Source organism: Pseudomonas sp. HP_01, assembly GCF_055284355.1.
The window spans coordinates 101,031-123,073 of the sequence record NZ_JBTOPV010000056.1 but is presented as its reverse complement, the minus strand read 5'-3'; the positions used below and the strand labels follow the sequence as shown (position 1 = coordinate 123,073).

Genomic DNA, 22,043 nt, shown 5'->3' with positions numbered 1-22,043 from the left:
GCCGCCACGCCTCGACTCTTGCGGCTTCGAGCTCAAAGCTTGTGGCTGCTTTTCTGCGCCCCCGCTTTTTTGTTGATTGAACGTTCAATTAAAAAGCTTTACAGTGGACGTCGTTTCCAGCCACTCACGATCACCCGGCACATCAAGGAGTCCCAAAGATGCCCAAGGTCGGTATGCAACCCATTCGGCGTCAACAGTTGATCCAGGCCACCCTGACGGCGGTCGATCAGGTCGGGATGGGCGATGCCAGCATTGCGCTGATCGCCAGACTGGCGGGGGTCTCCAACGGCATCATCAGTCACTACTTTCAGGACAAGAACGGCCTGATCGCAGCGACGATGCGCCACCTGATGAATGCGCTGATCGCCAGCGTCGCCGAGCGGCGCCGGGCATTGAACGACGATAGCCCGCGGGCTCACCTGAAAGTGATCATCGAGGGCAACTTCGATTCCAGTCAGGTCAACGGTCCGGCGATGAAAACCTGGCTCGCCTTTTGGGCAACCAGCATGCATTCGCCCTCGCTGCACAGGCTGCAGCGGATAAACGATCACCGTTTGTATTCCAACCTGTGCTGCCAGTTCCGTCGCGCATTGCCGCTGGACGAAGCACGCAGCGCAGCCCGGGGGCTGGCGGCATTGATCGACGGCTTGTGGCTGCGCGGCGCGCTTTCGGGCGACGCCTTCGACACCGAACAAGCGCAACGGATCGCCTACGAGTACATGGACTTTCAACTGGCAAAAGCGCCGAGCTGAAGCAGCCGGCATCACGACCAAGGCAGCGCACGGCGCACTCGGTCGTCACCCAAACCAGACTACTGCGAGGATTTTATGGCCCGTTTCGAACTGCAAAAACTCTACATCGACGGCGGCTACGTGGACGCCAGCAGCAACGCGACCTTCGAAGCCATCAACCCGGCCAATGGCGAAGTCCTGGCCCAGGTGCAGCGCGCCACCAAGGAAGACGTCGAACGCGCCGTTGTCAGCGCTGAAAAGGGCCAGAAAGTCTGGGCCGCCATGACCGCAATGGAGCGCTCGCGCATCCTGCGTCGTGCCGTCGACATCCTGCGTGAACGCAACGATGAGCTGGCCGAACTGGAAACCTTGGACACCGGCAAGGCGATCTCCGAAACCAAATACGTCGACATCGTCACCGGCGCTGACGTGCTGGAGTACTACGCCGGCCTGGTGCCCGCGATCGAAGGCGAGCAGATTCCGCTGCGTGACACTTCGTTCGTCTACACCCGCCGCGAGCCGCTGGGCGTCACCGTCGGCATCGGCGCGTGGAACTACCCGATCCAGATCGCCCTTTGGAAGTCCGCCCCTGCGCTGGCAGCCGGCAATGCGATGATCTTCAAGCCAAGCGAAGTCACCTCGCTGACCACGCTGAAGCTGGCAGAGATCTACACCGAAGCCGGCGTGCCGGACGGCGTGTTCAACGTGCTGACCGGTGCCGGCAGCGACGTGGGCAGCTGGCTGACCGAGCACCCGCGTATCGAGAAGATCTCGTTCACCGGCGGCGTGCAGACCGGCAAGAAAGTCATGGCCAGTGCGTCGAGCTCGTCGCTCAAGGAAGTGACCATGGAGCTGGGCGGCAAATCACCGCTGATCATTTTCGACGACGCCGATCTGGATCGCGCCGCTGACATCGCGATGATGGCGAACTTCTACAGCTCGGGTCAGGTCTGCACCAATGGCACTCGCGTGTTCGTACCGAGCGCCCTGAAGGCGGACTTCGAAGCGAAAATCCTTGAGCGCGTCAAACGCATCCGCGTCGGCAACCCGCAGGACGACAACATCAACTTCGGCCCGCTGGTGAGCTTCGCGCATATGGAAAACGTGCTCGGCTACATCACCAAGGGCAAGGAAGAAGGCGCCCGCCTGCTGATCGGCGGCGACCGTCTGACCGAAGGTGAGCTGGGCAACGGTGCATTCGTCGCACCGACCGTGTTCACCGACTGCACCGATGAGATGACCATCGTCAAAGAGGAAATCTTCGGCCCGGTCATGAGCATCCTCAGCTACGACACCGAAGAAGAAGTGATCCGTCGCGCCAATGACACCGAAATGGGTCTGGCTGCGGGCATCGTGACCAAGGACCTGAACCGCGCGCACCGTGTGATCCATCAACTGGAAGCCGGTATCTGCTGGATCAACGCCTGGGGCGAGTCCGACGCGAAGATGCCGGTCGGTGGCTACAAGCAGTCGGGCGTGGGCCGTGAAAACGGCATCAGTTCGCTGGCGCAGTACACACGCATCAAGTCTGTGCAGGTTGAGCTGGGCGATTACGCGTCGGTGTTCTAGAAGCAGTTTTAAGCGGCAAGCGGCAAGCCTCAAGACAAAGCAACTGCAGTCCTGGTCTGCCGCTCACCCCATCAATCTCGCAGGCGCCGTCTCGCTGCTTTTTCTTGCAGCTTGAGGCTTGACGCTTGCAACTCCCAAGGAGATTTATCTTGGAATACGACTACATCATCATCGGCGCCGGCTCGGCCGGTAACACCCTGGCAGCCCGTCTCACTGAGGACGCAGGCGTCACCGTGCTGTTGCTTGAAGCAGGCGGCCCGGACTATCGCGCCGACTTCCGCACGCAGATGCCGGCCGCGCTCGCGTTCCCGCTCCAGGGCCGTCGCTACAACTGGGCCTACGAGACCGAGCCAGAGCCGCACATGAACAACCGCCGTATGGAATGCGGTCGCGGCAAGGGCTTGGGTGGGTCGTCGCTGATCAACGGCATGTGCTACATCCGCGGCAACGCCATGGACTACGACGGCTGGGCGAAAAACCCGGGGCTGGAAGACTGGTCTTACCTCGATTGCCTGCCGTACTTCCGCAAGGCCGAAACCCGCGACATCGGCCCGAACGACTACCACGGTGGCGAAGGCCCGGTCAGCGTGACCACGCCCAAGGCCGGCAATAACCCGCTGTTCGCCGCGATGGTTGAAGCAGGCGTGCAAGCCGGTTATCCGCGCACCGACGACCTCAACGGTTATCAGCAGGAAGGTTTCGGCCCAATGGACCGCACCGTCACGCCGTTCGGCCGTCGCGCCAGCACCGCCCGTGGCTATCTGGACGAAGCGAAGAAGCGCTCGACCCTGACCATCGTCACTCACGCGCTGACTGACCGTATTCTGTTCGACAACAAGCGCGCCGTCGGCGTGGCCTACATGGTCGGCGACAGCGACACCCGCATCGAAGCGCGCGCTCGCAAGGAAGTCCTGCTGTGTGGTGGCGCAATTGCCTCGCCGCAGATCCTGCAGCGTTCCGGCGTCGGCCCTGCGCCGCTGCTGAAGAAGCTCGACATCCCGGTCGTTCACGACCTGCCGGGCGTTGGCGAGAACCTGCAAGACCACCTGGAAATGTATTTGCAGTACGCCTGCACAGAGCCGGTCTCGCTGTACCCTTCGCTGCTGTGGTGGAACCAGCCGGCCATCGGTGCAGAGTGGATGTTCCTCGGCAAAGGCATCGGCGCCAGCAACCAGTTCGAGGCGGGCGGTTTCATTCGTTCGCGCAAGGAATTCGAGTGGCCGAACATTCAGTACCACTTCTTGCCGGTCGCGATTAACTACAACGGCAGCAAGGGCGTGCAAGAGCACGGTTTCCAGGCGCACGTCGGCTCGATGCGTTCGCCAAGCCGTGGCCGCGTGCAGTTGAAGTCGAAGAACCCCCGCGAGTACCCGAGCATTCTTTTCAACTACATGGCTTCCGAGCAGGACTGGCAGGAATTCCGCGACGGCATTCGCCTGACCCGCGAGATCATGCAGCAGCCGGCGCTGGACAAATACCGTGGCCGCGAAATCAGCCCGGGCATCGACGTGCAGAGCGACGAGCAACTGGACACCTTCATCCGTGAGCACGCCGAGACCGCGTATCACCCGTCCTGCTCGTGCAAGATGGGCACCGATGAGATGGCAGTCGTCGACGGCCAGGGCCGTGTGCACGGGATGGAAGGGCTGCGCGTGGTGGATGCGTCGATCATGCCGCTGATCACCACCGGCAACCTCAACGCGCCGACGATCATGATGGCCGAGAAAATCGCCGACAAGATCCGTGGCCGCGCCCCGCTGCCGCGCAGCACCGCCGATTACTACGTCGCCGGCGACGCGCCAGTACGTGGCAAGCCGATGCGTGAAGTGGGCCCGTTGGCGCAGCAATAAACGCCAATCACAAGACCGGCTCAAACCGGTTCCACTTACGGCGTGCATTAGTCAGTGGGACCGGCTTCAGCCGGGAAGGGGCCAGTGGGTACACCCTCGATTTTTCGGTGTGACACATGACGCTTTCCCGGCTAAAGCCGGTTCCACAATGGTCGTGCGCTGTGTCAGTGGGACCGGCTTCAGCCGGGAAGAGGCCGGTGGGTTCACCCTCGATTTTGCGGTGTGACACCTGACGCATTCCCGGCTAAAGCCGGTCCCACAATGGTCGTGCGCTGTGTCAGTGGGACCGGCTTCAGCCGGGAAGGGGCAAGTGGGTACACCCTCGGTTTTGCGGTGTGACACCTGACGCATTCCCGGCTAAAGCCGGTCCCACAATGGGCACGCGCTGTGTCAGTGGGACCGGCTTCAGCCGGGAAGAGGCCGGTGGGTACACCCTCGATTTTGCGTTGTGACACATGGCGCATTCCCGGCTAAAGCCGGTCCCACAATGGGTACATCCCAGGCCCGCGTTGTACAACCCTCCCCCGCTGCAGTGACCATCCGCGCTATGATTCGGGCCGTTGCCTGTCCGAATCGTCAAGGAGCTTTCCTGCATGTTCGACTTCTCCGCTCAGCTCAAACAGCGGTTCGCCGCCCTGCAGAGCAGCGCCCCGTTTTTCTCCCTGCGTTACGTCAAACAGACCAGCCAGCATCTGTCGGTGCGCAAGAACGTCGCCGAGCCGCCGCAATTGAGCATCGACGAGGGCGCGATGCTCACCGTGCGCGTCAATGGCGTCGAAGCCTACGCGGCGACCAACGACATCTCCCAGCGCGGGCTTCAAACGGCGCTGGAGCAGGCTGAAATTCAAGCGCGGCAACTGGCCCCGCACTCCCTCCTCGACCTGCGCGACCATGCTGTCGCCACCGCCCACGCCGATTACCTTTCGCCCAATCTGCAAAATGCGTTTCCATCGCTCAGTGATTGCTACGCCCTGCTCAATGCCGAATCGGCGTCGGTGCCGAGGGACGAACGTCTGGTCAACTGGCAGGTGAGCCTGGGGCTCGAGAACGTCGAGCAAATCTACCTCAACAACGCCGGCGCCGAGATCCGCCAGGCCCAGCGCTTCGTCTTCCCTGGCCTCACCGTCACGGCTTACGACGGCCAGGACAGCCAGACCCGCAGCCTCGGTCGCGAGAACTTCGGCCAGCAAGGCGGCGCGGAAGTCATCGCGTCGTGCGGGATCATTGGCGCGGCCGTCAACGTCGCCGATCAGGCCCTGCAACTGGTCATGGCGCCGAACACACCCACCGGCCCGCGCGATCTGTTGCTGACACCCGACCAGATGACCCTGCAAATCCACGAATCCATCGGCCACCCGCTGGAGCTGGACCGCATCCTCGGCGATGAGCGCAATTACGCTGGCACCAGCTTCGTCAAAGCCAGCGACTTCGGCAGCCTGCAATACGGCTCAAGCCTGCTCAACGTGACCTTCGATCCTGAAATCCCCGAGCAACTGGCGAGCTACGGCCACGACGACGACGGCACGCCGGCGAGCAAGCAATTTCTGATCAAGGACGGCGTACTGGTGAGGCCGCTGGGCGGCGCGCTGTCGCAATACCGCAGCGGCATGGAAGGCGTCGCCAACAGCCGCGCGTCCAGCTGGAACCGCGCACCCATCGACCGTATGGCCAACCTCAACATCGAGCCGGGCGACCAGTCGATGGCGCAGCTCATAGGTGGCATCGAGCACGGCATTTTGATGAGCACCAACCGCTCGTGGTCGATCGACGATGCGCGCAACAAATTCCAGTTCGGCTGTGAGTGGGGTCAGTTGATCGAGAACGGCGAGATCAAGGGCGTGGTGAAAAACCCCAACTACCGCGCGATCTCCGCCCAGTTCTGGCGCAACCTCAGCGCGGTCGGCGATGCCAGCACCTTCAAGGTCCTCGGCACACCCAACTGCGGCAAAGGCGAGCCCAATCAAGTGATCCGTGTGGGGCATGCCTCGCCCGCTTGCGTGTTCGCGAGCGTTGATGTTTTCGGGGGTGACGCATGATGTCCCATCAAGCTCAATTCAAAGCCCTGGCCGAGTGGCTGCACAGCGCGGTCACTGCGGACGAGCGTTACACCCTCAGCTATGACGCCGAAGCGTCGGACTTCATCCGTTTCAATCACGCCAAAGTGCGTCAGGCCGGCCACGTGCAGCAGGCCAGTGTGACGTTCAAACTGATCGCCGCAGGCCGCCATGCCAACCTGAACCTCACGCTGTCGGGCGATGGCGAGGTGGATCGACAGCGCCTGAGCGAAGCCCTGCTTCAGCTGCGCGAAACCCTGACGCTGTTGCCGGAAGATCCTTATCTGCAACTGAACGACGAAGCCTGGCAGAGCAGCAACGTGCAGGAGACGCCGCTGCCGGACAGCGCCCATGTCGTCGAGCAGATCGCGCAACTGGGCGAGGGGCTGGATCTGGTGGGCATCTACGCGGCCGGGCCGATCTATCGCGGCTTTGCCAGTTCCAGCGGTGCGCTCGGCTGGCACCAGGCCAACAGCTTCAATTTCGACTGGAGCCTGTTCCACGAGAACGGCCAGGCGGTGAAAGCCAACTACGCCGGCCATACCTGGACGGATGAAGGCTTTGCACGGCGCTTTGCGCTGGCCCGTGAGCAATTGGCGTTTCTTGGCCGCCCGGCACACGCCCTCGCGCCCGGGCAATACCGCGCTTATCTGGCGCCTGCCGCACTTGAAGAAGTCATGGGCATGCTGTGCTGGGGTGGTTTCTCCGCGCAGTCGCTGGCTGACAAGACCAGTCCTTTGCAGCGGCTGTACGACGGCCAATCTATGCTGAGCCCGCTGGTGAGTTTGAACGAGCAGGTCAGCGGCTCGCTGTCGCCTGCGTTCTCCGGCGAGGGCTATCCGCGCATGGACCTGTCGCTGGTGGCCGAAGGCGTGGCCCGGGATCGCATGATCGACTCGCGCAGTGCGGCCGAGTATGGCCTTGTCGCCAACGGCGCGGGCTGGGGCGAGTCGCCGAGCGCGCTGAGCATGGCGGGTGGTTCGCTAGCGCTGGATGAGGTGTTGAAAGCACTGGGCACGGGCCTGTACATCAGCAACCTGTGGTACCTGAATTTCTCGGACCGCACCGCCGGGCGCATCACCGGGATGACCCGCTTCGCCACGTTCTGGGTCGAAGACGGGCAAATCAAGGCACCGGTCAACACCATGCGCTTCGACGACAGTATCTTCGCGCTGCTGGGCACGGCACTGGAACAACTGACCACAGAAAGGGAACTCCTGCTGTCGACGAGCACCTACAGTCAGCGCCAGACCGCCTCGAATCTGCTGCCCGGCGCATTGCTGAGTGGGTTGACGCTGACGCTGTAACGCCGACGTCTACCTGTGGGAGCCGGCTTGCTGGCGAAAGCGGTGGGTCAGTCACCTCAAGGGTGTCTGATGTGATGCGTTCGCCAGCAAGCCGTCTCCTACGGAATGCGACCACAAGCGGGACCTGCCGCGCGACAGGCAGCCCGCGATAGCAACAATCGATCAAGCACGAGCAACCACAAGGACCCTCGATCCACATGCCGACCTCAACACCGCAGTTGGACGCCCGCACCCTGCGCTGGATGCCATGGGTCATCGCCATCGCTTTTTTCATGCAAAGCCTGGACGGCACAATCCTCAACACCGCGCTGCCGTCCATGGCCGGCTCGCTGGCGGAAAACCCGCTGCGCATGCAGTCGGTGATCATCGCCTACATGTTGACCATCGCCCTGCTGATTCCGGCGTCGGGCTGGATTTCCGACCGTTTCGGCATCAAGCGCATCTTCTTCAGCGCCATCCTCTTGTTCAGCTTTGGCTCGTTGCTGTGTGCAGTGTCCAACTCCCTCGGCATGCTGGTCGGGGCGAGGGTGATTCAGGGCCTCGGCGGTGCGTTGATGATGCCGGTCGGCCGGCTCATCGTGCTGCGCGCCTACCCCCGAACCGAACTGGTGCGCACCTTGAGCTTCATCACCATGCCCGCCCTGCTCGGCCCGCTGATGGGCCCGACGGTCGGCGGCTGGCTGGTGGAATACCTGAGCTGGCACTGGATCTTCCTGATCAACCTCCCGGTGGGGATTCTTGGGTGTTTCGCCGTACGCAAATTCATCCCCGATCTTCAGGGCGGCGGGCGCACCCGGTTTGATCTGGTGGGGTTCGGATTGTTCGGCGCGTCGATGGTGCTGATCACGATTGCAATGGAAGGCCTTGGCGAACTGAACCTGCCGCACTTGCGGGTGGTGATGTTGCTGTTCGGCGGCATGGCGTGTCTCGCCGCGTACTGGTTGCGCGCCAGTCATGTGGAAGCGCCGCTGTTCTCCGCTCAGCTGTTCAAGACCCGCAGTTTCGCGGTGGGCATTATGGGCAATCTGTTTGCCCGACTGGGCAGCGGCGCCCTGCCCTTCCTCCTGCCGCTGATGCTGCAAGTCGCTCTGGGGTATTCGCCGTCACACGCCGGCATGAGCATGATTCCCCTGGCCCTCGCTGCGATGTTCGCCAAACCGCTGGCGACCAAAGCTATCGAGCGACTGGGTTATCGCATCGTGCTGACCGGTAACACGCTGCTGCTGGGTATCTTGCTGGCGAGCATGGCGTTGGTCACTGCCGACACGCCGTACTGGCTGCTGCTGATTCATCTGGCGTTTCTGGGCGGGGTCAACTCGCTGCAGTTCTCGGCAATGAACGCGGTGACCCTGATTGACCTCGACGATGCCAGTGCCGCCAGCGGCAACAGCCTGCTGTCGGTGGTCGCGCAGTTGTCCCTGAGCCTCGGCGTCGCCTGCGCGGCCGCGCTGCTGGGCGGATTCAGCGACGACGTGGCGACGGGCGAAGTCAGCGATGTCCTCGGCGCGTTTCAGCTGACCTTCCTGTGCGTCGGCGTGCTGGCGATGCTGGCGGCGTCGATCTTCCTGCAGCTATCGCCGCGCATGGCCCCCGAAGCACCGGCGCGCAAACCACAACCGGAGCCCGAGATCGAGGCGTGACCTATTCACCATTTATCGCGCGCGGCCCCAAGGCAGGGGCCGCGACCTGATACACTGCGCGACATTTTGTTTTGCAGGCCCGTCCCGTGACTAACACCGCTTTTAACTCACTGCCCCTTTCCGCCGCCATGCTGGCTAACCTGGAGTCCCTTGGTTATGCCGAGATGACGCCGATTCAGGCGCAGAGCCTGCCGGTGATCGTCAAGGGGATGGACCTGATCGCACAGGCCAAGACGGGCTCTGGCAAGACTGCTGCATTCGGCATCGGCCTGCTCAATCCGATCAATCCGCGCTATTTCGGCTGCCAGGCGTTGGTGCTCTGCCCCACCCGGGAGCTGGCCGACCAAGTGGCCAAGGAAATCCGTCGTCTGGCGCGTTCCGAAGACAACATCAAAGTCCTGACCCTCTGCGGCGGCGTGTCTTTCGGCCCGCAAATCGGCTCTCTGGAGCACGGCGCGCACATCATTGTCGGCACGCCGGGTCGCATCCAGCAGCACCTGCGCAAAGGCTCGCTGGTGCTGGACGGCCTGAACACGCTGGTGCTGGACGAAGCCGACCGCATGCTCGACATGGGTTTCTACGACGCCATCGCCGACATCATCGAGCAGACGCCAAAGCGTCGCCAGACCCTGCTGTTCTCGGCCACCTACCCGGTCGGCATCAAGCAGCTGTCCTCGAAATTCATGCGCGATCCGCAGACCGTCAAGGTCGAAGCGCTCCACGCCGACAGCCAGATCGAGCAAATCTTTTACGAAATCGCCCCGGAGCAACGCCTCGAAGCGGTGGTCCGCGTGCTCGATCATTTCCGTCCGCAGTCCTGCGTGGCGTTCTGTTTCACCAAGCAGCAGGTTCAGGAAGTGGTCGATCACCTGACCGCCAAGGGCATGTCTGCCGTCGGCCTGCATGGCGATCTGGAACAGCGCGACCGTGACCAGGTGCTGGCGATGTTCGCCAACCGCAGCACCTCGGTGCTGGTGGCCACCGACGTCGCCGCGCGCGGTCTGGACATCGATGGTCTGGACATGGTGCTCAACGTCGAGCTGGCGCGGGATTCGGAAATTCACATCCACCGTGTCGGCCGTACCGGTCGTGCGGGTGAGACCGGCATCGCCGTCAGCCTAGTTGCCCCCGGCGAAAGCCAGCGCGCCCGCGCCGTTGAAGAACTGCAGAAAGCGCCGCTCAACTGGCAGCAGTATGACCAGCTGGAACGCAAGGAAGGCGGCAAGCTGCTGCCGCCGATGACCACCCTTTGCATCGGTTCCGGCCGCAAAGACAAGCTGCGCCCTGGCGACATTCTGGGCGCGCTGACCGGCGAAGCAGGCATTCCCGGCACTCAGGTGGGCAAGATCGCGATCTTTGATTTCCAGGCCTACGTCGCCGTGGAGCGCAGCATGGCCAAGCAGGCACTGGAGCGTTTGAACAACGGCAAGATCAAAGGCAAATCGTTGCGCGTGCGGATTCTTTAATCCGCCCAGTACCGAGTCGCCCCCTGATCGCGAGCAAGCTCACTCCTACAAGGCCGCGCAACCCCTGTAGGAGTGAGCTGATCGTTCCCACGCTCTGCGTGGTAACGCCGGGCCGGGCGCTCTGCGCCCTAGGGTGACGCCGAGCGTCACGGTATGCGTACCAACGCGGAGCGTTGGCACGATCTTCTTCCCGATATTCCGAGGACACCGCTTTGCCCGTTACTGACGTTGTGATCATCGGCGCCGGCGCCGCAGGTTTGATGTGTGCATTCACGGCGGCCCAGCGCGGGCGCAAGGTCATGTTGATCGATCACGCCAACAAGCCGGGCAAGAAAATCCTCATGTCGGGCGGCGGTCGCTGCAACTTCACCAACATGTATACCGAGCCCGCCAACTTCCTCTCGCAGAACCCGCATTTCTGCAAATCGGCGCTGGCCCGCTACACCCAGTGGGACTTCATCGAACTGGTGGGCAAGCACGGCGTGCCTTACCACGAGAAGAAACTCGGCCAGCTGTTCTGCGACAACAAGTCCATCGACATCCTTAATCTGCTGCTCGCCGAATGCGACACCGCTGGCGTGAGCCTGCACATGGACACCTCGGTGCAGAGCATCGAGAAAGCCGAAAACGGTTACCTGCTGAAAACCACCCTGGGCGAACTGCGTTGCGAGTCACTGGTGATTGCTACGGGCGGCCTGTCGATTCCGACGCTGGGGGCGACCGGTTTCGGCTATCAGGTCGGCAAGCAGTTCGGCCACACGCTGTTGCCCACTCGGGCGGGCCTGGTGCCGTTCACCATCACCGATCAGTTGAAAGAGCTGTGCACCGAGCTGACCGGCACGTCGGTCGATTGCCTGGTGAGCTGCAACGACGTCAGCTTCCGCGAAAACATCCTGTTCACCCACCGTGGCTTGAGCGGGCCGGCGATCCTGCAGATTTCGTCCTTCTGGCAGCCAGGCGATACGGTCGAAATCAACCTGATGCCCGACCATGACGCCCACAACTGGCTGACCGAGCAACAGGCCGAACGCCCGAACAGCGAACTGAAAACGCTGCTTGGCGAGATTTTCACCAAGAAAATGGCCAACCTGATCGCCGAGCAATGGTTTGTGTCCAAGCCGATGAAGCAGTACACCCACGCCGAACTGGCCGACGTCGCCGCCAAACTGGCGAGCTGGCAGGTGGTGCCGGCGGGTACCGAAGGCTATCGCACGGCGGAAGTGACCCTGGGCGGCATCGACACCCGGGAAGTCTCGTCGAAGACCATGGAATCACTTAAATCGCCGAGCCTGTACTTCGTCGGCGAGGTACTGGATGTCAGCGGGCATCTGGGCGGCTTCAACTTCCAGTGGGCCTGGGCCTCGGCCTATGCGGCAGCGCAGTTCGTCTGAGCAGTCGCTGCAAGCACGCTCAAAACGGCACAGACGCACGCGATCTCTGTAGGAGCAATCGGAGTTTACGACGGTCGCGAAGAGGCCGGGCCAGGCAATACTCATTCAGTGCCTGACCTTCCGCCTTCGCGACCGTCGTGACCTCCGATTGCTCCTACAAGTGCGTGGCGCAATCGAGAGATGCACCATTGGGGTTAAGGTGCGTCTTGAGGTATTGGCATCCGCCCCGGAATTAATTGCGAGCAAGCTCACACCGGCACGGACGCACGCGATCTCTGTAGGAGCCATCGGAGTTTACGACGGTCGCGAAGAGGCCGGGCCAGGCAATACTCATTCAGTGCCTGACCTTCCGCCTTCGCGACCGTCGTGACCTCCGATTGCTCCTACAAGTGCGTGTCGCAAACGAGAGATGCACCATTGGGGTTAAGGTGCGCCTTGAGGTATTGGCATCCGCCCCGGAATAAATCTTGCTAACCGGATGTACAGCGCGCATCCGGCGCTGTACATATCCCTCAGCAAAATCAATCGCGAACAAGGCCGTCAGCGTTCATGGCATCGACATCGTTGCGCAATACATTCCGCCGTCTCTGGGCGCTGGACAAGTTTTCCTACAGCGTGCGGGTTTTCATCGCGCTGACCGGCAGCATGGCGCTGTGCTGGTACCAGAACGAGATGTCCCAGCTGATCCCGCTGTTCCTCGGGATTATCGCCAGCGCCTTGGCGGAAACCGATGACAGCTGGCAAGGCCGCCTCAATGCGCTGGCCGTGACGCTGGTGTGTTTCAGCATCGCGGCGCTGTCCGTAGAGCTGCTGTTCCCCTACCCCGTGGTGTTCATCTGTGCGTTTGCCTTCGCCGCCTTCTGCCTGACGATGCTCGGCGCGCTGGGTGAGCGCTATGGCGCCATCGCCTACGCGACGCTGATTCTGTCGGTCTACACGATGATCGGCGTCGATCAGCGCGGTGGCGAAGTCACCGATTTCTGGCACGAACCCATGCTGCTGGTTGCGGGCGCGGCGTGGTATGGCCTGCTGTCGGTGCTCTGGCAGATGCTGTTTTCCAATCAGCCGGTGCAGCAGGCGCTCGCCCGACTGTTTCGCGAGCTGGGCCTGTACCTGAAGCTCAAATCCGAGCTGTTCGAGCCGATCCGCACCCTCGACATCGAAGCCAAGCGCCTGGAGCTTGCCAAGCAGAACGGCAAGGTCGTCGGCGCGCTCAACGTGACCAAGGAAATCATCCTTAACCGCGTCGGCAGTGGCCGCCCGGGTTCGAAAGTCAGTCGCTACCTGAAGCTGTACTTTCTGGCCCAGGACATCCACGAGCGCGCCAGTTCGTCGCACTATCCCTACAATTCCCTGGCCGAGGCGTTCTTCCACAGCGACGTGCTGTTTCGCTGCCAGCGCCTGTTGCGCCAGCAAGGTCGCGCCTGCCGTGACCTGTCGGCGTCGATCCAGCTTCGCCAGCCGTTTATCTATGACGACAGCTTCGCCCACGCGCTGAATGATCTGCGCGCGTCCCTCGAGCACCTGCGCATTCAAAGCAACCCGGCCTGGCGCGGGCTGCTGCGTTCGTTGCGAGCGCTGGCCAATAACCTTGGCACCCTCGACCGGCTGCTCAGCGACGCGAGCAACCCTGACGCATTGGCCGACGCCACCGACAGCAGCCTGCTTGACCGCTCGCCGCGCAACCTCAAGGACGTCTGGACGCGCCTGCGCCTGCAACTGACGCCGACCTCGCTGCTGTTCCGTCACGCCCTGCGCCTGCCGCTGGCGCTGGTCATCGGCTACATCATGGTTCACCTGATTCACCCGTCCCAGGGGTACTGGATCATCCTCACCACGGTGTTCGTCTGCCAGCCAAGCTACGGCGCGACGCGGCGCAAACTCGGGCAGCGCATCATCGGTACGGCCATTGGCCTGACGGCGGGCTGGATTCTGTTCGACCTGATCACCACACCGGTCCTGCAATCGATGTGCGCGGTGCTGGCGGGCGTAGTGTTCTTCGTCAACCGCACCACGCGCTACACGCTGTCGACGGCGGCGATCACGGTGATGATCCTGTTCTGCTTCAATCAGGTCGGCGACGGCTACGGTGTGTTCCTGCCGCGTCTGCTGGACACGCTGCTGGGCAGCCTGATCGCAGGCCTGGCGGTGTTCCTGTTTCTGCCGGACTGGCAAGGTCGTCGACTGAACAAGGTGCTGGCCAACACGCTGTCGTGCAACAGCATTTATATGCGCCAGATCATGCAGCAATACGCGAACGGCAAGAGCGACGATCTGGCCTATCGACTGGCCCGACGCAACGCCCATAACGCTGACGCGGCGCTGTCCACCACACTGGCCAACATGCTGATGGAGCCGGGGCATTTCCGCAAAGAAGCCGACGTCGGTTTCCGCTTCCTGGTGCTGTCACACACCCTGCTCAGTTACCTGTCGGGACTGGGCGCGCACCGGGACGCACCGCTGCCGCCCGAAGTGCGTGAGCAACTGATCGAGGGCGCCGCAGCCAGCCTTGCCGCGAGCATTGATGAAATCGCCCAGAGCCTGGCGATGCGTGAGCCGGTGGCGGTGCAAAGCGATACCGAGGAAGCGCTGGCGACGAGCCTGGAACAGATGCCGGAAGAAATCGATGAAGGCCAGCGGTTGGTGCAGACGCAACTGGCGCTGATCTGCCGGCAATTAGGGCCACTTCGCACCCTGGCAGCGCACCTGATCAAGGAACCGGTCAAAGAAGCCGACATCACAGACCGTGCAGCTTGATGAGCTTGTCGTACGTGCCGTCGGCTTTCATGTCAGCAATGGCCTTGTCGAAATCCATAACGATCTGCTGGTGATCCGCCCGCTTGAGGCTCACCAGCATATGCAGGCTGTTTTCGCTGAGTGATTTGGGCAGGAATTCGACGTCGGCCTGCACGTCTGCAGGCTCGCGCTTGAGGGCAAACCGTGCCGCGTACTCGTCTTCCACCGTCAAGCCGACTCTGCCCGCAGCGAGCATCCTGACAGCGATCGAGAAACTCGCCACCGGCACCTTTTCGAGGTTGGCATCGGCGTCGAATTCCGGCGAATAGGCGTAACCGCGCACGACGGCAATGGAATAGCCGTGCAGCTGCGACAGGTTCTGAAACTCGATGGAGGCGTCTTTGCGTTTCAGAAAGCGCAGGCGGTTAATCAAGTAGGGTGCGGAGAAAACGCCAATACGCGTGCGGTCTTCGCTGTACCAGGCGTTGATGACGATGTCATACCGCCCTTCGCTCAGCCCGTGAATCGCCCGCGCCCACGGGACTTGTTCATATTCGGTGTCGTAACCGGCGCGACCCAGCGCCGTACGAATCAGGTCAGTCGAAAGCCCGTCGTGCAGCAATGACACGTCGGCATAAGGCGCCCATGCATCGCCGGCGAGACGCAATGTCTGCGCGACCGCGCCTTGGGCTATCAGCATCATTCCCAACAGCCCTGCGGCGCACTGCAAACGCGACATGCTCAGCTTCCTTGTGGCAACTGGCCTTCAGTGAAGACTCATTTTGAGCTTTGCACAACTCGTAACACTGTGATGTTTGTGCCGCAGTTCAACAAAATGAAACACCGTTCACTGAACCATCGTCTCGCCCGGCTTGCCGCGAATTTGGGCTTGCGCCGATATGCGTTTAGTATCCGGCATCAACTTCTTCTCGCAGGCCGGCGTCATGTCTATCAACTGGATCTGCAAACACCATACCGACCTTGGAAAAGAGCAGCTGTACGCCATTCTGCAACTCAGGGCGCAGGTGTTCGTGGTGGAGCAGAAATGCTGGTATCTGGACGTCGATGGCCAGGATTTGCTGGGCGATACCTGCCATCTGATGGCCTGGCAGGATGATGAGTTGGTCGCTTACCTGCGCCTGCTGGACCCGATTCAGCAGAACGGTGACGTGACCATCGGCCGCGTGGTGACTGCACCGTCAATGCGCAACAAGGGAATGGGCCATGAATTAATGGTTCAGGCGCTGAAACACGCGGAACTCCGATGGCCGGACCAGCCGATATTTCTCTCGGCCCAGGCGCATTTGCAGGGTTACTACAGTCGCTACGGTTTTAACCCGGTGGGCGAGGTGTACGTCGAGGACGGCATTCCTCACATCAGCATGCGTCGCGATCTGGACTGATCCTGCTTGGGAACTTCATTGGTCCTGGTAGGACCGGCTTCAGCCGGGAAGCTCTTGTATCAACGCCCCTGACACCACGTCACGGGTACCCCAGCACCGTCTTGATGGTCTGCAGATTGACCTCGATCCAGCGGCGGTCAATCGCGCCCCAGTCACGAATCCGGTAACCGCCGGCATGATTGCGGGCGCCATCGAGTTGTTCGAACTCGCAGACAATATCCAGATCAGCCAGCGCCGCGATGGTGTCCTGGGCTGTGCGGCGGGGCATGCCGGTGACGTCGGTCAGGGCCGGTACGCTGCTGGCGATGCCGCTGTCGATCAGATACGCCACATACAGGCGGCGGTAGAAACTGCTCTTGGTCTTGCTGACTTCCATCAAAACTTCCTTGAAAAGCGTTAGCGGCTGATCAGCGCACGGCCGTCTGCATGTCTCGCCAGGTCAGGTAGATGCGCAGGTCGAATTCCAACTGGTGATAACCCGGCTGCATGTGTTCGCACAGCTGATAGAACGCCTTGTTGTGGTCCGACTCTTTAAAATGCGCCAGTTCGTGGACCACGATCATCTTCAGAAACTGCGGCGCCGCCTCCTTGAACAACGCCGCCACGCGGATTTCCTTCTTGGACTTGAGTTTGCCGCCCTGCACCCGCGACACCGTGGTGTGCAGGCCCAGCGCGCGGTGGGTCAGGTCCAGACGGTTGTCGAACAGCACTTTGTCGATGTTCGGCGCGTTGCGCAGGTATTCCTGCTTGAGCGCCAGCGCGTAGGCGTACAGCGCTTTGTCGCTCTGGATTTCGTGCCGATCGGGATAGCGCTGCTGCAGGTACTCCGTCAGCCGATTCTGCGAGATCAATTGCCGAACCTGATCCTGCAGACCTTCGGGATAGGCTTGCAGGTACTTGAGCGGCATGGGCGTGGGGACAGTCATGGTCGAACCAGGTCGCGGGAAAAGCGCGAGTCTACCGCGTCAGTCCTGCCCGAGCAGCTGTGACGCTATCGGCATTTCAACAGGTTCGACAAAACGCTCTGCCTCCAGCGGCGGCATCGGATGAGCAATGAGAAAGCCCTGAATGATCTGGCAGCCGTTGTCGACCAGCCACTCATATTGCTCGTAGGTTTCGACTCCCTCGGCAATCACCTCGATATTGAGCATGCGACACAGGTCAATGATGCTCCGCGCGACGGCCAGATCCCGGGACGATCCCAGCATGCCGCCAATGAAGTGTCGATCAAGCTTCAGGGTGTCCAGATCGAGGTTACGCAGGTGGGCAAGGGAGCTGTCCCCCGCACCGAAATCATCCAGCGACACGCGCACGCCGATGTCATGCAGACTCTGCAGCTGCTTGCGGCTGTGCACCAGATTGTGGACCAGCGATGGCTCGGTGATCTCGACTTCCAGCTGCCGGGGTTTCAGGCCGTGTATCTGCATCGCGCGCTGCAGCTCGGCCGCCAGATTGGGCAGGCTGAATTGCGCCGGGCTCACGCTGACGCTCATGACCAGATCATCCGGGAACACGTCGCTCCAGCGTTGGCGTTGCGCCGCACCCTGTTCGAAAATCCAGCTGCCGAGCTTGTTGATCAGCCGCGTCTCTTCCAGCAGCGGAATGAAAACGCCAGAGGGCACGTCGCCCGCGTCCGGATGATGCCAGCGCAGCAGCGCCTCGAAGCCCCTCGTCTTGCCGGTGACGACGTTGACCTGCGGCTGGTAGACCATGGAAAAGTCTTTGCCATCGATTGCCGTGCGCACGCTCTCTTCGAGCATCAGACGCGAGCGCGCGCGGCCGTTCATGTACTGATCGAAAAAGCGGTATTGCTGACGCCCTGCCCGCTTGGCTTCGTACATCGCAATGTCCGCCGCACGCAGCAGGCCATCCAGATTGGTGCCGCAGTCCGGGTACACCGCGATGCCGATACTGGCTCCCAGGGTGGCTTCGACCCCGTCCACCAGCCGCCGGGCGGACACACGCTCGATCAGCTTTTCGGCGACTTTGGCAGCATGTTCGGGGAAGTCCAGCCCGTCGATAACCACGACAAACTCGTCGCCACCCATACGCGCAAGCACATCATAAGGACGCAGGCAGTCTTTCAATTGCGCGCCGACCCACTGCAATACCTGATCGCCGGCGTCGTGACCCAGGGAGTCGTTCACATCCTTGAAGCCGTCGAGATCCAGATACAACACGACCAGATATTTGCCCGCGTGCTCATTGCGCAGCAGCATCCCTTCGACCGTCTGATAGAAACCACGGCGGTTGAGCAGGCCGGTGAGGGAATCCGTCACGGCCTGATGTTCGAGTTGACTATAGAGGTCACGCACCACCGACATGTCGAGCACGCTGAGCACCATGGCGCGTTGCTCGGCGGGCAGCGGCGCGCACGACAAGGCGACCGGGACCTGCCGCCCCTCGGGCGTTCGCAGCACGGCGTCGTGGACGCGGTAGGTGTCGGCACGGCGATAGTGGTGATAAAAGCCGGAGTCGGCCCATTCGCCGACGCTGGGCTCGTGCAGGTAGGCGCACAACGCGGTGCCGCGCAGTTCGCCGTCGGTCATGCCCAGCAAGCGGCAGATCGCCGGATTGGCGAAACTGATCACGCCGTCTTCGGAGACCACAAGAATGCCTTCGGCGACATTCGCCAGCACCGATGCGTTGAATGCCCGCGCCGACTCGAGCTCGCGGCTCAGCTTCTGCAGGGCACGACGATTGTGCTGCTGCTCCAGAAGCGCCTGAACCTTGGGCCTGAGAATATTGGGATCGAACGGCTTGAACAGGTAATCGACTGCGCCGCTGGCATAGCCCTTGTGCACCGAGTCGCGGGATTGTTCGTTGGCGGTGAGGAAAATGATCGGCGTCAATCGCGTTCGCAGACTGCCACGCATAAGGCGGGCAACTTCGAAACCATCCATGTCCGGCATCTGCACATCGAGAAGCACCAGATCGACATCTCTGTCCAGCAAAATGCCCAACGCTTCCATGCCTGAGGCGGCGGTGATGATTTCCCGGTCCTGGCGCTGTAGCACCGCGCACATGGTCACCAGATTCTCAGGGTAATCATCCACAACCAACAATACTGATTTGCCACTTAAGGGCAGGGACTGCACGCATTCCATGCTGCTACTCATCATTCACTTTACTGCCCGGGGAACGCCCCCGCTGAGGGTCTGATAGCCCATTACTCTAGCTTCGATTGGAGAAAAAAGAAGGCGCCGATAGTAGTGCCATCCGAAAAGTGCCATCCAACCGACTAACGGTAACGGCGCTGAATGTCAGGAGGACTCTGCGCTGCGGGTCAAATAGCGGCACTTTGACGTCAACCATCCGACAGATTCACGTTAACAAACGCGTCGTGTAACCGTATAAAAAGCCGCCCCCAACCCCCTTTCGCCCGCAACTTTGCTGGCAATGAGACATATCGGACGACTAGACATGATTGATTTGGGAACGTGGAATCTCAGCATTCCAGTGGGCTCGCCCCCCGCCACTATCGAGACACAACAACTGCTTCAAGGTTACGACGACAAGTATTTCAAATCCGGCTCATCGAACGTCACATTCTGGGCGCCGGTCACCGGAAGCAAGACCGCCAACGCGATCTACCCACGTACGGAATTGCGCGAGACCTGGTCCAACGGCACGCTGCACAACTGGTACTACCAGGACGCTGACAATTACCTGAATGCCAAGCTCAAGGTCCTTCAGGTGCCGTCTTCCGGCAGGGTCGTCATCGGTCAGATCCATGTCTACGACAGCACGCAGCCGCTGCTGAAGCTCGAATATCAGTACCTGGAAGCGACGCACATGGGCAACATTGTCGCCAAGGTTCGCTATCACCCCGACGACAAAAAGGCGCGTGTGATCACGGTTGCGGAAAACGTGAGCCTGAACGAGACGTTCAACTACGTCATCCACCTCAATAAAGCCGGGTTACTCAGCGTGACCGCCCACGGCATGGGCTGGAACGACCGGATCAGCGCCACCTGGAGCAAACAGCAGCTTTACTTCAAGGCCGGGGTCTACACCCAAGACCACACGGGCTATACCAGCGAAGGCGGCAAGACCATGTTCTTCAACCTGGACGCCGACCACAACAAGAGCTGATGCGCTCGCGAGGGAGCCCGAGCGTTAGTGTCGCCCGGGCTCTTGAGCAGGCAGCCCTTACGCCGCCTGGTACTCTTTTTCTGCTGCTTCAAAGCGCGTCAACATGCCCGGCGTCGGGCCTTTGCCGATCGCGCTGAAGACCACGATGGCGATACTGGCGAAGATGAAGCCGGGGATGATTTCGTACAGACCCAGCAGTTCGAAATGCTTCCACACCACGACCGTGATCGCGCCGACCAGAATCCCCGCCAGCGCGCCGTTGCGGGTCATGCCTTTCCAGATCACCGAGATCAGCACCACCGGCCCGAATGCCGCGCCGAACCCGGCCCACGCGTAGCTGACGAGACCCAACACGCGGTTTTCCGGATTCGCCGCCAAGGCGATGGCGATCAGCGCCACCAGCAGAACCATGGCTCGGCCGACCCACACCAGCTCTGTCTGGGACGCGCTTTTGCGTAGAAAGGCTTTGTAGAAGTCTTCGGTCAGCGCACTCGAACACACCAGCAACTGACAGCTCAGCGTGCTCATGACCGCCGCAAGGATGGCCGACAGCAGAACGCCGGCAATCCACGGATTGAACAGGATCTTGGCCAGCTCGATGAAGACGCGCTCGTGGTTTTCGGTCACCGGACCCGCCAGCTCAGGATGTGCCGAAAAGTACGCGATGCCGAAGAAGCCCACGGCAACGGTGCCGCCCAGACAGAGGATCATCCAGGTCATGGAAATGCGACGCGCCTTGGCGATCGAGCCGACCGAGTCAGCGGCCATGAAGCGCGCCAGGATGTGCGGCTGACCGAAGTAGCCCAGACCCCAGCCCATCAGCGAAATGATGCCGATGAAAGTGGTGTTCTTGAGCATGTCGAAGTTGCTCGGGTCCTGCGCTTCGATCGCCATGAACGTGGTGTCGATACCTCCGGTCGCCAGAAGCACGATGATTGGCGTGAGGATCAGCGCAAAGATCATCAGGGTCGCTTGCACGGTGTCCGTCCAACTGACCGCCAGGAAGCCGCCGATGAAGGTGTAGGCAATCGTCGCCGCAGCGCCGGCCCACAAGGCAGTTTCGTAGGACATGCCGAAGGTGCTCTCGAACAGCCGCGCGCCGGCGACGATGCCGGAAGCGCAGTAGATCGTGAAGAACACCAGAATCACGATGGCCGAAATCACCCGCAGCAAACCGCTGTTGTCTTCGAAACGGCTGGAAAAGTAATCCGGCAAGGTGAGCGCATCGCCGTTGTGTTCGGTCTGTACCCGCAGGCGACCGGCAACGAACAGCCAGTTCAGGTAGGCGCCGATGATGAGCCCGATGGCAATCCAGCTTTCCGACAGGCCGGACATGTAGATTGCCCCCGGCAGGCCCATGAGCAGCCAGCCGCTCATGTCCGATGCGCCTGCTGAAAGCGCCGTGACCACACTGCCGAGGCTGCGCCCGCCGAGAATGTAGTCCGAGAGATTATTGGTGGAGCGGTAGGCCATGAGTCCTATGAGGACCATTGCAGCGATGTAGATCACGAAGGTGATCAAGGTAGGATTGCTGACACTCATCGGTTAGATTCCGGCGTTGTTTTTATAGGCGCGAGCAGAGCGAATTTCCCTGAGGCATCAGGTTCGCGCACGGCCGCTCGCGTATGTCGCGGGCTGGCAAAAAGTTCGCCGCTGCACACCGCTTGAATGCACCAAAGCGGCGCATCCTAGAGGACATCCCGGAGCAGGTGCAACCCGAAAACCGCCATTCCCCTCCTTTTTTACAATTTAGCTGACTGGCCACTACAGACCCTGTTTGCGGGGGAGCTGCCATATAGAG

General features: G+C 61.4%; 16 protein-coding genes. 11 read left to right on the top strand and 5 right to left on the bottom strand.

All coding sequences use genetic code 11. From position 1 onward, the window contains the following. Positions 1–158: 158 nt before the first annotated feature. The 9 genes from betI (at position 159) to yccS (ending at position 14,765) form a co-directional block, all read left to right on the top strand. Entirely contained in the window at positions 159–752 is a 594-nt protein-coding gene (gene betI, locus ACYAR8_RS22240) for a transcriptional regulator BetI (protein ID WP_074892155.1), read from the top strand. A gap of 75 nt (positions 753–827) precedes the next feature. Then, positions 828–2,300: a betaine-aldehyde dehydrogenase gene (gene betB, locus ACYAR8_RS22235; RefSeq protein ID WP_463581070.1), complete on the top strand. Its 1,473-nt coding sequence runs from the start codon at positions 828–830 to the stop codon at positions 2,298–2,300. A gap of 149 nt (positions 2,301–2,449) precedes the next feature. Next, positions 2,450–4,150: a choline dehydrogenase gene (gene betA, locus ACYAR8_RS22230; RefSeq protein WP_245760098.1), complete on the top strand. Its 1,701-nt coding sequence runs from the start codon at positions 2,450–2,452 to the stop codon at positions 4,148–4,150. A gap of 593 nt (positions 4,151–4,743) precedes the next feature. After that, positions 4,744–6,186 carry a TldD/PmbA family protein gene (locus tag ACYAR8_RS22225; RefSeq protein WP_074893680.1) on the top strand — a complete coding sequence of 481 codons (1,443 nt, stop codon included), beginning with the start codon at positions 4,744–4,746 and terminating at the stop codon, positions 6,184–6,186. Further along, complete coding sequence (locus tag ACYAR8_RS22220; protein ID WP_463581120.1) at positions 6,186–7,511, top strand: TldD/PmbA family protein; 1,326 nt, start codon at positions 6,186–6,188, stop codon at positions 7,509–7,511. Before ACYAR8_RS22225 ends, ACYAR8_RS22220 begins: the two co-directional genes overlap by 1 nt. Before the next feature lie 197 nt (positions 7,512–7,708). Further along, positions 7,709–9,151 carry a multidrug transporter subunit MdtD gene (gene mdtD, locus ACYAR8_RS22215; RefSeq protein ID WP_108119099.1) on the top strand — a complete coding sequence of 481 codons (1,443 nt, stop codon included), beginning with the start codon at positions 7,709–7,711 and terminating at the stop codon, positions 9,149–9,151. Positions 9,152–9,237: 86 nt separating this feature from the next. Next, positions 9,238–10,617: an ATP-dependent RNA helicase DbpA gene (dbpA, locus tag ACYAR8_RS22210; RefSeq protein WP_074893676.1), complete on the top strand. Its 1,380-nt coding sequence runs from the start codon at positions 9,238–9,240 to the stop codon at positions 10,615–10,617. 212 nt (positions 10,618–10,829) lie between these two features. Next, positions 10,830–12,008 (top strand): BaiN/RdsA family NAD(P)/FAD-dependent oxidoreductase, encoded by a 1,179-nt coding sequence (locus ACYAR8_RS22205; protein WP_463581069.1) that lies wholly within the window; start codon positions 10,830–10,832, stop codon positions 12,006–12,008. A 549-nt stretch (positions 12,009–12,557) separates the two neighbouring features. Next, positions 12,558–14,765: a YccS family putative transporter gene (yccS, locus tag ACYAR8_RS22200; protein WP_463581068.1), complete on the top strand. Its 2,208-nt coding sequence runs from the start codon at positions 12,558–12,560 to the stop codon at positions 14,763–14,765. Here the strand turns inward: yccS and ACYAR8_RS22195 are convergent. Then, positions 14,746–15,483 carry a substrate-binding periplasmic protein gene (locus ACYAR8_RS22195; protein ID WP_463581067.1) on the bottom strand — a complete coding sequence of 246 codons (738 nt, stop codon included), beginning with the start codon at positions 15,481–15,483 and terminating at the stop codon, positions 14,746–14,748. The two genes, yccS and ACYAR8_RS22195, sit on opposite strands and share 20 nt — an antisense overlap. Before the next feature lie 205 nt (positions 15,484–15,688). Here ACYAR8_RS22195 and ACYAR8_RS22190 point away from each other — a divergent pair, with 205 nt between their 5' ends. Beyond that, positions 15,689–16,147 (top strand): GNAT family N-acetyltransferase, encoded by a 459-nt coding sequence (locus ACYAR8_RS22190; RefSeq protein WP_463581119.1) that lies wholly within the window; start codon positions 15,689–15,691, stop codon positions 16,145–16,147. 79 nt (positions 16,148–16,226) lie between these two features. On the opposite strand, the gene ACYAR8_RS22185 is transcribed toward ACYAR8_RS22190, so the two are convergent. The 3 genes from ACYAR8_RS22185 to ACYAR8_RS22175 are packed head-to-tail and all read right to left on the bottom strand — an operon-like array spanning position 16,227 to position 19,254. Further along, positions 16,227–16,523, bottom strand: a complete 297-nt coding sequence (locus ACYAR8_RS22185) for a winged helix-turn-helix domain-containing protein (protein WP_074890732.1) — start codon at positions 16,521–16,523, stop codon at positions 16,227–16,229. A gap of 31 nt (positions 16,524–16,554) precedes the next feature. Continuing rightward, on the bottom strand, positions 16,555–17,055 hold the full coding sequence (locus ACYAR8_RS22180; RefSeq protein ID WP_425438882.1) for a YgjP-like metallopeptidase domain-containing protein: 501 nt from the start codon (positions 17,053–17,055) through the stop codon (positions 16,555–16,557). Between the two features lie 57 nt (positions 17,056–17,112). After that, entirely contained in the window at positions 17,113–19,254 is a 2,142-nt protein-coding gene (locus ACYAR8_RS22175; protein ID WP_463581066.1) for a putative bifunctional diguanylate cyclase/phosphodiesterase, read from the bottom strand. 316 nt (positions 19,255–19,570) lie between these two features. Here ACYAR8_RS22175 and ACYAR8_RS22170 point away from each other — a divergent pair, with 316 nt between their 5' ends. Continuing rightward, the gene (locus ACYAR8_RS22170; protein WP_074890738.1) at positions 19,571–20,242 is read left to right on the top strand and encodes a polysaccharide lyase family 7 protein; all 672 of its coding nucleotides are present in this window, start codon (positions 19,571–19,573) and stop codon (positions 20,240–20,242) included. 57 nt (positions 20,243–20,299) lie between these two features. Here the strand turns inward: ACYAR8_RS22170 and putP are convergent, their stop codons facing one another. After that, entirely contained in the window at positions 20,300–21,784 is a 1,485-nt protein-coding gene (gene putP, locus ACYAR8_RS22165; RefSeq protein WP_074890740.1) for a sodium/proline symporter PutP, read from the bottom strand. Between the last annotated feature and the right edge of the window lie 259 nt (positions 21,785–22,043).